We start from the raw sequence: 11,537 nt of genomic DNA on the forward strand, positions 1-11,537 counted from the left end.
TGTCCTGCAGCGCGGGCCCTTTAAAGCCGTTGTAGCAGCGGTTATCCACCGACAGATTCCACCCGGATACGGCATCCTGGTGCAGGCTCTGCCAGCGCGGATCCTGGGTCCAGGAGCTGTAACCTACGGCAACGACCATTAGCGCGACTGCCGCACCGGTCAGCAGCATCTTCTTGCGATTGCTGCGGTTGAGCATTTTGGCAGCAATAAAGATGCAGATAGAGATCGTGCTGCCAATTAAACCGATCGTGCCCCAACGGGTGTTGACCAACGCGGTGGCGACAAAGCAGATGGCAATAAAGAAGAGCAGCAGGCGGGTCTTAAAGATTAAAAAGTTGCGGTGCAGGAACAAGCGGGAAAGCAGCTCGGCAAAGAGAATCCCGCAGATAAAGTTAATCTGGAAACTCATCTCGGTGCGCGTGCGCACAATCCACGTCACGCCCCAGTCAATATAGCCGTTACGCAGGTACATAAAGGCAGTCTGGACAACATGAATAAATATCACGCCCAGCGAGCAGAGCACCACCAGAGAGAGAAAACGGGTTTTACTTAGGCCCCGGAAGCAGCTGGCGGTAAAGGAGTAGATGAGTAGGCCAATGAAAAACATCAGCGCAGCGCGCAGGTACTGCCCCTGCCAGCTGCGAAACATCTGCTTAAGATCCGGTGCCACCAGCAATCCGTTCAATAAGGTGAAGATTAGCAGGCCAGCAAGTATGTAGATCGGCATACGCGTTTTAACGTTATGCTCCAGCGGCATGCCCTGCTTTTTGAAATAGAGGAACAGGGTCATCGCCAGGCCAACATAGATAAACAGGTTGCGGTTAGCAGGCAGATTTGAGTTCTCAATCGGCCAGACAAAGCACAGAACGCAGAAACAAAAAAGCAGAAGCGAAGTGGTGACTTTCTTAGCGGAAAGCTTCGCTAAAGATCGAACAGCTATCATATTAAAACCTATCATAAAACTAACAATCAGCTATCAAAAAGCGCTACAGATTATTGCGCTGCGAATGCGTTACGATCTTATGAGTCTTACGCTCATATGACGAGAGTAACTGCCCTTCATTCTTGAATATCGCCTTGAGATCCGTGGCGAAATAGATCTTCATAAAACGTAAAATATCCCGCTGCGTCAGGCCGATATTGACCGAAGAGAAGTAGAGGCCAATAAGGTCTTTGTCACGCCAGCGCTGTGGAACCTGACGGCGGATCTGCGCCCGGTGCAGGTCAATTATCGACAGCTTTAAATCCTGCTCTTCCCCGGAAAAAGGCAGGTGCAGCAGGAAGTGGCACAGGTAGCAGTCGCGGTGGTTGACGCCAGCCTGATGCATTTTACGCACCATGGTGGCGACGCGACGGATCAGCATCCGCTTCACGTGCAGATCGGGTGGATTTACGCGCCAGTCGGCGCAGTAGTCCTCAAGGCTGATCGTCGGGGTCAGATCCTCAGTAATAATGAACGAGGTTTTGGTCAGCGGATTGGCTCCTCTCTCACCAAAGCCAACCCCGTGCATGGTGTCGACGCCGCACTCGTGCAGGCGATGGATCGCGTTCCACTCCCGGTCAGCCCCGAGCACCGGCAGGCGCAGAGAGAACAGGTTTTTAACTACCTCTTTGACCGAGGTGCCCTGGTGCCATTTCAGGAAGTAGCTCTTGCCCGCCAGCTCAAAGCGGATCGTTCTGCGCGTTTCCAGTTCGCGAAACACGTCGCCCTGCAGCTTCTTCACTTCGGCAAAGGCATCTTTACCGCGCCATAAGGTAGCCAGCGGTTCTTTCAGTTCAACCATTCACTTTACCCGTTATCATATCAGCTACCTTTTCCGGCAGGCTGTAGAGATCCTGCGTATCCGCATAGTGACGGGCATTGGCCGCCCATTCGCTCAGGCGCGAAGGCGTACCCAGCGCATCGGCTAGCGCCTCATTCAGCGCTGCCTGCGAAAACGGCTCGTTAACCACCACGCCACAGCGAGCATCCGCTATATAGGGCGCGTAGCCGCAGACCTCGGTGACAATCACCGGTAGCCCTGCCGCCACCGCCTCCAGCAGCACAATGCCTGCCGCCTCCTGTTTCGCAGGATGCATAAGCAGATCCGCTGCGGCCATCAACTCCGCCACGTCGCTGCGTCCGGCAAAGAAGTGTACATTCTCTTTGATGCCCAGCTTTGCAGCAAGGGCAGCGAAGGGTACAGGTTTATCCTGACCGACAACAAACAGCAGCGTATTTTGCCGCAGCGCGTCAGGCAGCGCGGCAATGGCCTCGATAGTGCGCGCCACACCTTTACGATTAAAATCTGACCCCACCTGCAGAACAAAGTTCTGATCCTCACCGATGCAGTTTTTCTCGCGATAAAGGCGACGGCTGTCCGCAATCTGCTCGCTGTACTTGCGATCGGGATAGATACCCGGCGGCAGAATGTGAAAACGCTCAGGCTCGGTATGATAGTGGCGCTGGAAATCGGCTATCTGCTTATCCGTCAGCATCAGTAGCTGCGTCTTCTTGCCCTGTTCAAAGGTGGCACGCTCAAAGGCCGCATAGTGACGGTAGCGTGACGTCAGGCGATAGAAAAAGCCCTTCTCCTGCGCCACTTTTTCCGCATAGCAGACGTCCGCCGCGTAGTAGATATCGAGATCCGGCATCTTGTTAAAGCCGACCACCCGCGCCACAGGATGCTGCGCAAGATGCGCTTTTACCCATTGATAATACTCGGCGTTGCGCCCGTGGTTGGTGCGCTTCCTGACCGGCACCACTATCAGCTCAAACTCTGCCGGGCACTCGCCCTGCCAGGACTGGGTGTAGACCCGTACCTGGTGGCCACGTCCTGCTACCGTCTGGGCAATGCGCATAAAATCACGCTGTAGCCCGCCAAACGGGAAGTATTTGTAGAGGCAAAAGGCAACAATCACAGGGGGCCACCCGTCTGCACGGCAGCGTTGAGCGGTGGCAACAGCGTCCTGGCAGCAGCGATGACCTCCTCAGCCGGGATCACAGAGAGGTAGCGCCGGTTGCGATCGAGTTGGTCACGCGTCGGCATCGGCTGGTAGTTCCCGGCCCACAGCACGACAGCGTCCTTTGACCACGGACGCCAGGCAATATGATCGGTCGCGCCAAACAGGGCAATGATTTTCGTTTTTACCGCGGCGGCGATATGCATAGGTGCGGAGTCGACGCCAATAAACAGCGCAGCATGATCGATAAGCGCGGCCAGCTCAGGAAAACGCGTTTTTCCCGCCAGCGCGGTGACCGGACGCGTTTCGCAAGCGCTGGCAATCTCTTCCACGCACGCCAGATCCTCCGCGCCGGGTCCGGAGGTGAGCACCACCTCATAGCCCTGATGATGCAGGGCGTCGATGACCTGAGAGAATTTGCTGTTATCCCAGCACTTAAAAGCCTGGCGCGCCGTAGGCTGGATCACAACATAGTGCTCCCCTACCCCGGCAGCGGTCAGCTGCTCGCGCATCGCCTGCCAGTTTTGCCCGGCATAGCTCATGGTGAGCTCGCGATAATCTTCCGCAATCCCCAGCGGACGCAGCGCCGACAGGTTGCGCTCAACAATATGATCGCCCACGACGGGAGCGTGATGGGTAAAGCTTTTACGCCAGAAAGCTGCCTGACGATGGGGGAAATCCTGCGAAATCTTGACGCGGGCAGGCAGGCAGCGCACCAGCGCGGCGACCATCCACTGGTCCGTGAGATTGACGATAAGATCGTAACGGTTAGCGCGCAGCTGTTTGAGCACATCCACGAAGTTAGTGATTTTCTCCCCGGCTTTGGCTTTTTTATTTTTGAGGCCGTAGAGCGCGTTGATCTCCGCGTTTTCTGACAGGATAGGGATCGTATCCTGGTAGAGCAGCACGTCGATTTTCGCGTCAGGGTAGCGGCGTTTCAGGGTGCTTACGACGGGCGTCGTGAGCAGCATATCCCCATGAAAGCGCATTTTTATCAGCAGAATTCTTTGAAATGGCTTTTCCACAAGCGGCTCTTATCCGTTGATGATGACCAATATAAACAACAATAAGCACGCTATCGCCCAGGCTAACCCGCTACCCGTGCACCGTAACGCGCTCATTTTTGCGCGCTAGTGTAGCATTTCTTGCTGTCTAAGCCGACACGAATGTTTTTTCAGCAACGTGCTGATTTCAACTAACTTTATAAAAATACAACAAAAAAGCACAGGTTTTAGGATTCATCGCCCACCGAAGGGGGGATTTGCAGCGAATTCGGCAAAAGTAATAGCATTGATGCAGCTAAATACATAGAATTCCCAGCACATCCATCAGCCAGTGCGTACTATGCTTCAATTGCTTTACACCACTCTTTTCTACCTGATTCAGCCGCTTATTTGGCTGCGTCTCTGGGTGCGTGGTCGCAAAGCACCGGCATACCGCAAACGCTGGGGCGAGCGTTACGGCTTCTATAAGCAAGCGCTGAAGCCCGGCGGCATTCTGATGCACTCCGTTTCTGTGGGCGAAACCCTGGCGGCCATTCCGCTGGTACGCGCCCTGCGCCATCGCTATCCGGATCTGCCGATTACCGTCACTACCATGACCCCGACCGGCTCCGAGCGCGTGCTCTCCGCCTTTGGCAATGACGTTCAACACGTCTACCTGCCCTACGATCTGCCGGACGCGCTCAATCGTTTTCTCAACGCGGTGGATCCGAAACTGGTGCTGGTGATGGAGACCGAGCTGTGGCCGAACCTGATCGCCGCCCTGCACACGCGCAAAATCCCGCTGGTGATCGCTAATGCTCGTCTCTCTGCGCGCTCCGCTAAAGGCTATGCAAAGCTGGGCGATTTTATTCGTACCCTGCTGCGTCGTATCACGTTGATCGCTGCCCAGAACGAGGAGGATGGCGAGCGCTTTATTGCCCTTGGCGCGAAGCGTAACCAGCTCACCGTCACCGGCAGCCTGAAGTTTGATATCTCGGTTACGCCGCAGCTCGCCTCCCGGGCAGTGACGCTGCGCCGCCAGTGGGCTCCGCATCGCCCGGTGTGGATCGCCACCAGCACCCACGAGGGTGAAGAGAGTGCGGTCATTGAGGCACACCAGACGCTGTTAAGAGAGTTTCCTAACCTGCTGCTGATCCTGGTTCCGCGCCACCCGGAACGTTTCCCGGACGCCATTAACCTGGTGCGCCAGGCGGGCCTGAGCTACATCACCCGCTCCTCCGGGGAAGTCCCCTCCAGCAGCACTCAAGTGGTGGTAGGCGATACCATGGGCGAGCTGATGCTGCTCTACGGCATTGCCGATCTCGCCTTCGTTGGCGGTTCGCTGGTAGAGCGCGGCGGGCATAACCCGCTGGAGGCCGCTGCGCACGCTATTCCGGTGCTGATGGGGCCGCACACCTTCAACTTTAAAGATATCTGCGCCCGTCTGACCCAGGCCGATGGTTTAATCACCGTGACGGACGTCGCCTCGCTGAGTAAAGAGGTCGCCTCCCTGCTGACCGATGAGGACTACCGCAACTTTTACGGTCGCCATGCGGTAGAGGTGCTCTATCAAAACCAGGGCGCGCTACAGCGTCTGTTACAATTGCTGGAACCCTATCTGCCACCAAAAGCCCATTAAGGTTTTTATATGCAAAAGCGCGCAATTTACCCTGGCACCTTCGATCCGGTCACCAACGGCCATATCAACATCATCACCCGGGCCGCGGGCATGTTCGATCGGGTTATCATGGCGATTGCCGCCAGCCCAAGCAAGAAACCCCTCTTCTCGCTGGAGGAGCGCGTTGCTCTCGCCCAGGAGGCTACTGCTCATCTTGAAAACGTTGAGGTCATTGGCTTTAGCGATCTGATGGCAAACTTTGCCCGTAACCAGCAGGCGACCATTTTGATCCGGGGTCTGCGGGCGGTGGCGGATTTTGAGTATGAGACCCAGCTGGCGCATATGAATCGCCACCTGATGCCGGAGCTGGAGAGCGTCTTTCTGATGCCTGCCAAAGAGTGGTCGTTTATCTCGTCGTCGCTGGTCAAAGAGGTCGCGCGCCATCAAGGTGACGTTACGGACTTCCTGCCACCAAACGTGCACCAGGCGCTGTTGCAGAAGCTTCAGTAGGATCCGCTATGCCGGGCGGCGCTGCGCTTGCCCGGCCTACATAACGCGACTACTTCTGGCAGTTGCGGCAGTAGAAGGTCGCGCGCTGGGCGTGCTTGGTCGCTATAATTGGCGTCGCGCAGACGCGGCAGGGTTCACCTTTGCGCCCGTAAACCTGCAGCTGCTGGGCGAAGTAGCCCGGCTTGCCATCGCTTTGCAAAAAGTCTTTTAACGTTGTCCCGCCCTGCTCTATCGAGCGCAGCAGCACTGCCTTAATCACCTGCACCAGCAGGGCATACTCGTCCTGTGAGAGCGATGAGGCGAGCCGGTCAGGATGGATCCCGGCAGCAAACAGCGATTCGCTGGCATAGATATTGCCTACGCCTACCACCAGCTTGTTATCCATCAGCCAGGGTTTAATGGCGGTTTTCTTTTTGGCGCACTTCTGCTGTAGATATTCGGCATTGAACGCATCGCTGAGCGGCTCCGGCCCCAGGTGCGCCAGCACGTTGTGCCCCTCCAGCTCTTTGGTCCACAGCCAGGCACCAAAGCGGCGGGGATCGGTATAGCGCAGCACTTTGCCGTTACTCATCACCAGATCGACATGATCGTGCTTCTCGGCAGGAAGATCGTGCGGAAGAATGCGCAGGCTACCGGACATGCCGAGATGGACGATGATCCAGCCGTCGGGCAGCTCCAGCAGCAGATATTTTGCCCGCCGCTGTACGCTCAGCACGGGTTTATCGCTCAGGCGATGGATCTCGTCGGAAACGGGCCAGCGCAGGCGGCCATTACGCACCACCGCGTGCAGGATAGTTTGCCCCACCAGATGCGGCTCTATACCGCGGCGGCTGGTTTCTACCTCAGGTAATTCAGGCATGTTTCCTCCTCAGAGACGCAGAATGCAAAAAACCCGGCCGAAGCCGGGTTTCTGTACAAGAAAACTAAAACTTATTTAATTTTAGCTTCTTTGTAAAGAACGTGCTGACGGACAACTGGATCGAACTTTTTCAGTTCCAGTTTTTCCGGCTTAGTACGTTTGTTCTTCGTAGTGGTATAGAAGTGACCAGTACCAGCAGAAGAAACCAGCTTGATTTTCTCACGAATACCTTTAGCCATGATTTATTTCCTCTTTAAGTACTTAGTACTTTTCGCCACGGGCACGCAGTTCAGACAGAACTGTATCGATGCCTTTTTTATCGATTACACGCATACCTTTAGCAGATACGCGCAGGGTGACAAAACGCTTCTCGCTCTCAACCCAGAAACGGTGAGAGTGCAGGTTCGGCAGGAAACGGCGTTTAGTCGCGTTCAGTGCGTGGGAACGGTTGTTACCGGTCACCGGACGCTTGCCAGTAACTTGGCAGACTCGGGACATGTCTATTCTCCAAAAATCAAATTAGCTCGAGCTTCGTATAGGGTTTTGACGCCTCGTCAGGCTGTAAGGCCCGGTCACGGCGGTTCAGTGTGAACTCGCGATTGCCAGGCCCAAATGCCAAACCCGAGATTCTCAAAGGTGGCGTAGTATACGCTGTGTCGGCTGTGTGCTCAAGTCCCGAACAGACAAAGATCCCGCTGGATCGCGCGGGGTGGCTTAAATCCAACCACGTTCGGCAAATGAAACCCACTCTCCCCGGCCTACCACGAGGTGATCTAATACACGGATATCCATGAATTCACAACACTTTACCACACGTTCGGTGATTTGTTTATCGGCAAAACTGGGTTCCGCATAACCCGAAGGATGATTATGAGCAAGGATCACGGCGGCGGCATTGATCGCGATAGCTTCCCGGACAATTTCACGCGGATGCACCTCAACGTGGCTCAGCGTGCCGGAAAAGAGGCGGCTGTGCCTGAGCACCCGGTTCTGGTTATTGAGATAGATGACCAGAAAGATCTCGCGCGGCTCGTCGGCAAGTTGGCTTTGCAGAAACGCTTTGGTCGCCTGCGGGCTGTCTAAGGTCAGCGCCTCCTGAATGCTGGAGGCATGGTAGCGGCGCGCCAGCTCGGCGATGCCTTTGAGCTGGGCAAACTTCGCCACGCCGATACCCGACACCTCGGCAAACTGCTGCGCATCCGCAGAGAGCAGATCGTACAACGAACCGAAATGCGCCACCAGATATTCGGCGAAGGCCATCACGCTGCGCTCCGGCGTGCCGGTACGCAGAAACAGCGCCAGCAGTTCGATATCGGTGAGGGACGCAATCCCTAGCCGCAGCATCTTCTCGCGGGGCATCTTTTCACGCGGCATGTTCTCATATGATGTCAGCGACCTGGCCGTCTCCATAGCGCTCCTCCCTGTGAAAACCCGATTTTGCCACGGCACGCGCAGCGGCTCGACCTACGGTATTCGCTTTTGCGTAGCAGCTCGTAAAGTGAGTCATGCGCAAAAGCACGCCACTTTGCAGAGTGTGATAAAATGCCCACCTTCTGGTGAAACCCCAACAGGAATGAATCATGATGAGCCTGGCCGGTAAAAAAATCGTTCTTGGCGTGAGCGGCGGCATCGCTGCGTATAAAACGCCGGAGCTGGTGCGTCGTCTGCGCGATCGCGGCGCAGAGGTGCGTGTGGCAATGACCGAGGGTGCCAAAGCCTTTATTACCCCGCTGAGCCTGCAGGCGGTGTCGGGCTATCCGGTTTCCGATAGCCTGCTGGATCCGGCTGCCGAAGCGGCAATGGGGCATATTGAGCTGGGCAAGTGGGCTGATTTGGTGATCCTCGCCCCGGCAACCGCCGATCTGATTGCCCGCGTGACCGCCGGTATGGCTAACGATCTGGTGTCGACCATCTGCCTGGCCACGCCATCCCCCATTGCGGTGGTTCCGGCAATGAACCAGCAGATGTACCGCGCCGCCGCTACCCAGCATAACCTCAGCGTGCTGGCCGCCCGTGGTGTGCTGCTGTGGGGGCCGGACAGCGGCAGCCAGGCCTGTGGTGACGTGGGTCCGGGGCGGATGCTCGACCCGCTGGCTATCGTCGATTTGGCCGCAGCGCATTTTTCGCCTGTCAAAACACTGCAACATCTGAATATCATGATTACCGCAGGTCCGACGCAGGAGCTGCTGGATCCGGTGCGCTACATCACCAATAAAAGCTCCGGCAAGATGGGCTTCGCCATTGCCGACGCCGCGGCCCGCCTCGGCGCGAACGTGACGCTGGTGAGCGGCCCGGTGTCGCTACCGACGCCAGCAGAGGTGAAGCGTGTCGATGTGGTGACCGCGCTGGAGATGGAAGCCGCCGTACAGGCTCAGGTTCAGTCGCAGCAGATTTTTATCGGCTGTGCTGCCGTTGCTGACTACCGCGCCGCCGCCGTTGCCGATGAGAAGATCAAAAAGCAAGGCGATGAAATTACAATAAAAATGGTTAAAAACCCGGATATCGTTGCTGGCGTTGCGGCGCTGAGTACAAACCGCCCTTATGTGGTAGGGTTTGCCGCCGAAACAAATAATGTGGAAGAATACGCCCGGCAAAAACGTATCCGCAAAAACCTTGATCTGATCTGCGCCAATGACGTATCTGATGCAAATCAAGGATTTAATAGCGACAACAACGCATTACACCTTTTCTGGCAGGATGGCGACAAAGTTCTGCCGCTTGAGCGCAAAGCACTTCTGGGACAACTACTACTGGACGAGATCGTTACCCGTTATGATGAAAAAAATCGACGTTAAAATTATGGACCCGCGCGTTGGCAAAGCGTTTCCGCTGCCAACCTACGCCACCTCCGGCTCTGCCGGTCTTGACCTGCGAGCCTGTCTTGATGACGCCGTAGAGCTGGCACCGGGCGCAACGACGCTGCTGCCGACGGGCCTGGCTATTCACATCGCCGATCCGTCGCTGGCCGCCGTGATTTTACCGCGCTCGGGCCTCGGCCATAAGCATGGCGTGGTGCTGGGCAACCTGGTTGGCCTGATTGATTCAGACTACCAGGGACAGCTGATGGTCTCGGTCTGGAACCGCGGCAAGGAAAGCTTCACGATTGAGCCGGGCGAACGTATTGCACAGATGGTATTTGTGCCGGTGGTGCAGGCAGAGTTCAACCTGGTAGAAGAGTTTGACAGCTCTGAACGTGGTGAAGGCGGCTTCGGCCATTCCGGGCGTCAGTAGGTCGCCTCGTCCTTATATCATCCAGGATGCGTCTAAAAGATGGCAGAAAAACAAACCGCGAAAAGGAATCGTCGCGAAGAAATACTTCAGTCTCTGGCACTTATGCTTGAATCCAGCGATGGCAGCCAACGTATTACCACGGCCAAGCTGGCGGCGTCGGTTGGTGTCTCCGAAGCAGCTCTTTATCGTCATTTTCCAAGCAAAACGCGCATGTTTGACAGCTTGATCGAGTTTATCGAAGATAGCTTGACGACGCGTATCAACTTAATCCTAAAAGATGAGAAAGATACGCTGGCACGCCTGCGTCTCATCATTCAGCTGATTTTAGGCTTTGGTGAACGCAATCCTGGACTAACGCGGATCCTCACCGGTCATGCGCTGATGTTTGAGCAGGATCGCTTACAGAGCCGTATCAACCAACTATTTGAGCGGATTGAATCGCAGCTGCGGCAGGTTCTGCGCGAGCGGAAGATGCGCGAGGGTGAAGGTTTTACCGTGGATGAGACGCTGCTGGCGAGCCAGCTGCTGGCCCAGTGCGAAGGTATGCTGTCGCGCTTTGTGCGCAGCGAGTTCAAATATCGGCCCACGGAAGACTTTGACGTCCGCTGGCCGCTGATGGTGGCCCAGCTACATTAATCCGTAAGCCTGCCGATCCGTACGCCCGGTCCGCATTCGCGTGACCGGGCTATTTAACGCTTAAACGCCAAACTCTTCCCGATACGCCTGCACCGACGCCAGATGGTTCGCCATCTCCGGACGCTCTTCCAGATAAGCAATCAGATCCTTCAGGGTGATGATAGAGATCACCTGGCAGGCATAGTCGCGTTCGACCTCCTGAATTGCCGAGATATCCCCGCGTCCGCGCTCCTGACGGTCAAGGGAGATCAGTACCCCTGCCAGCGTCGCGCCATTGGCCTGGATAATCTCCATTGACTCACGGATAGCGGTTCCGGCGGTGATCACGTCATCGACCAGCATGACTCGACCCTGCAGCGCGCTGCCGACCAGACTGCCGCCTTCGCCGTGGTCCTTGGCTTCTTTACGGTTAAAGCAGTAGGGCACGTCGCGTTCATGGTGCTCCGCCAGCGCAACCGCCGTGGTGGTGGCGATGGGAATGCCTTTATAGGCAGGGCCAAACAGCAGATCGAAATCGATACCGGAATCCACCAACGCTTCGGCATAGAAACGGCCTAACAGTGCCAGATCGCGCCCGGTATTAAACAGCCCGGCGTTGAAGAAATAGGGGCTTTTACGCCCGGATTTCAGCGTAAACTCGCCGAACTTAAGTACCTGCTTGTTAAGCGCAAACTCAATAAACTGGCGCTGATACGGTTTCATGGCTCTGCTCCTCATCTTACTTTCATTGTTTTATAACGGTTACGCTAAATAATTC

The 11,537-nt window shown here is 56.0% G+C and carries 14 protein-coding genes; 5 read left to right on the forward strand and 9 right to left on the reverse strand.

Annotated elements, in window-relative coordinates; genetic code table 11:
- From FN633_RS04485 to rfaQ, 4 genes are all read right to left on the reverse strand, one after another.
- Window positions 1-943 (reverse strand): hypothetical protein (locus FN633_RS04485; protein WP_243731474.1); only part of this gene is annotated, 943 nt, incomplete at its 3' end.
- A 43-nt stretch (window positions 944-986) separates the two neighbouring features.
- Entirely contained in the window at window positions 987-1,784 is a 798-nt protein-coding gene (gene rfaP, locus FN633_RS04490) for a lipopolysaccharide core heptose(I) kinase RfaP (protein ID WP_154056885.1), read from the reverse strand.
- A complete protein-coding gene (locus tag FN633_RS04495) occupies window positions 1,777-2,901 on the reverse strand; it encodes a glycosyltransferase family 4 protein (RefSeq protein ID WP_154056886.1) in 1,125 nt (374 codons plus the stop codon). Before FN633_RS04495 ends, rfaP begins: the two co-directional genes overlap by 8 nt.
- Entirely contained in the window at window positions 2,898-3,968 is a 1,071-nt protein-coding gene (gene rfaQ / locus FN633_RS04500; protein WP_154056887.1) for a lipopolysaccharide core heptosyltransferase RfaQ, read from the reverse strand. Before rfaQ ends, FN633_RS04495 begins: the two co-directional genes overlap by 4 nt.
- 319 nt (window positions 3,969-4,287) lie before the next feature.
- Here rfaQ and waaA point away from each other — a divergent pair, with 319 nt between their 5' ends.
- Complete coding sequence (gene waaA, locus FN633_RS04505) at window positions 4,288-5,565, forward strand: lipid IV(A) 3-deoxy-D-manno-octulosonic acid transferase (protein WP_154056888.1); 1,278 nt, start codon at window positions 4,288-4,290, stop codon at window positions 5,563-5,565.
- Window positions 5,566-5,574: 9 nt separating this feature from the next.
- Entirely contained in the window at window positions 5,575-6,054 is a 480-nt protein-coding gene (gene coaD / locus FN633_RS04510) for a pantetheine-phosphate adenylyltransferase (protein ID WP_154056889.1), read from the forward strand.
- A 49-nt stretch (window positions 6,055-6,103) separates the two neighbouring features.
- On the opposite strand, the gene mutM is transcribed toward coaD, so the two are convergent.
- The 4 genes from mutM to radC form a co-directional block, all read right to left on the reverse strand.
- Window positions 6,104-6,913 (reverse strand): bifunctional DNA-formamidopyrimidine glycosylase/DNA-(apurinic or apyrimidinic site) lyase, encoded by an 810-nt coding sequence (gene mutM, locus FN633_RS04515; protein ID WP_154056890.1) that lies wholly within the window; start codon window positions 6,911-6,913, stop codon window positions 6,104-6,106.
- A gap of 71 nt (window positions 6,914-6,984) precedes the next feature.
- Complete coding sequence (rpmG, locus tag FN633_RS04520; RefSeq protein WP_003024094.1) at window positions 6,985-7,152, reverse strand: 50S ribosomal protein L33; 168 nt, start codon at window positions 7,150-7,152, stop codon at window positions 6,985-6,987.
- 22 nt (window positions 7,153-7,174) lie between these two features.
- On the reverse strand, window positions 7,175-7,411 hold the full coding sequence (gene rpmB, locus FN633_RS04525; RefSeq protein ID WP_002436699.1) for a 50S ribosomal protein L28: 237 nt from the start codon (window positions 7,409-7,411) through the stop codon (window positions 7,175-7,177).
- Window positions 7,412-7,627: 216 nt separating this feature from the next.
- Window positions 7,628-8,287 carry a RadC family protein gene (gene radC, locus FN633_RS04530; RefSeq protein WP_154058824.1) on the reverse strand — a complete coding sequence of 220 codons (660 nt, stop codon included), beginning with the start codon at window positions 8,285-8,287 and terminating at the stop codon, window positions 7,628-7,630.
- Window positions 8,288-8,496: 209 nt separating this feature from the next.
- On the opposite strand from radC, the gene coaBC reads away from it, so the two are divergent.
- From coaBC to slmA, 3 genes are read left to right on the forward strand one after another with little or no spacing between them, the layout of a single operon-like run.
- A complete protein-coding gene (gene coaBC, locus FN633_RS04535; RefSeq protein ID WP_154058825.1) occupies window positions 8,497-9,708 on the forward strand; it encodes a bifunctional phosphopantothenoylcysteine decarboxylase/phosphopantothenate--cysteine ligase CoaBC in 1,212 nt (403 codons plus the stop codon).
- Window positions 9,686-10,144, forward strand: coding sequence for a dUTP diphosphatase (gene dut / locus FN633_RS04540; RefSeq protein ID WP_042393343.1), 459 nt, complete (start codon window positions 9,686-9,688; stop codon window positions 10,142-10,144). Before coaBC ends, dut begins: the two co-directional genes overlap by 23 nt.
- 39 nt (window positions 10,145-10,183) lie before the next feature.
- Window positions 10,184-10,780: a nucleoid occlusion factor SlmA gene (gene slmA, locus FN633_RS04545; RefSeq protein ID WP_154056891.1), complete on the forward strand. Its 597-nt coding sequence runs from the start codon at window positions 10,184-10,186 to the stop codon at window positions 10,778-10,780.
- Window positions 10,781-10,840: 60 nt separating this feature from the next.
- Here the strand turns inward: slmA and pyrE are convergent, their stop codons facing one another.
- Window positions 10,841-11,482 carry an orotate phosphoribosyltransferase gene (gene pyrE, locus FN633_RS04550; RefSeq protein WP_154056892.1) on the reverse strand — a complete coding sequence of 214 codons (642 nt, stop codon included), beginning with the start codon at window positions 11,480-11,482 and terminating at the stop codon, window positions 10,841-10,843.
- Window positions 11,483-11,537 lie beyond the last annotated feature (55 nt).

Source organism: Pseudescherichia vulneris, assembly GCF_902164725.1.
Taxonomy (GTDB): domain Bacteria; phylum Pseudomonadota; class Gammaproteobacteria; order Enterobacterales; family Enterobacteriaceae; genus Pseudescherichia; species Pseudescherichia vulneris.

Bases quoted from the DNA above. Each gene is read 5' to 3' on its own strand.
- radC (WP_154058824.1), bottom strand. From the start codon at position 8,287: ATGCCGCGTGAAAAGATGCCCCGCGAGAAGATGCTGCGGCTAGGGATT.
- rpmB (WP_002436699.1), bottom strand. From the start codon at position 7,411: ATGTCCCGAGTCTGCCAAGTTACTGGCAAGCGTCCGGTGACCGGTAAC.
- slmA (WP_154056891.1), top strand. From the start codon at position 10,184: ATGGCAGAAAAACAAACCGCGAAAAGGAATCGTCGCGAAGAAATACTT.
- pyrE (WP_154056892.1), bottom strand. From the start codon at position 11,482: ATGAAACCGTATCAGCGCCAGTTTATTGAGTTTGCGCTTAACAAGCAG.
- coaBC (WP_154058825.1), top strand. From the start codon at position 8,497: ATGAGCCTGGCCGGTAAAAAAATCGTTCTTGGCGTGAGCGGCGGCATC.
- rfaP (WP_154056885.1), bottom strand. From the start codon at position 1,784: ATGGTTGAACTGAAAGAACCGCTGGCTACCTTATGGCGCGGTAAAGAT.
- coaD (WP_154056889.1), top strand. From the start codon at position 5,575: ATGCAAAAGCGCGCAATTTACCCTGGCACCTTCGATCCGGTCACCAAC.
- waaA (WP_154056888.1), top strand. From the start codon at position 4,288: ATGCTTCAATTGCTTTACACCACTCTTTTCTACCTGATTCAGCCGCTT.
- mutM (WP_154056890.1), bottom strand. From the start codon at position 6,913: ATGCCTGAATTACCTGAGGTAGAAACCAGCCGCCGCGGTATAGAGCCG.
- dut (WP_042393343.1), top strand. From the start codon at position 9,686: ATGATGAAAAAAATCGACGTTAAAATTATGGACCCGCGCGTTGGCAAA.
- rpmG (WP_003024094.1), bottom strand. From the start codon at position 7,152: ATGGCTAAAGGTATTCGTGAGAAAATCAAGCTGGTTTCTTCTGCTGGT.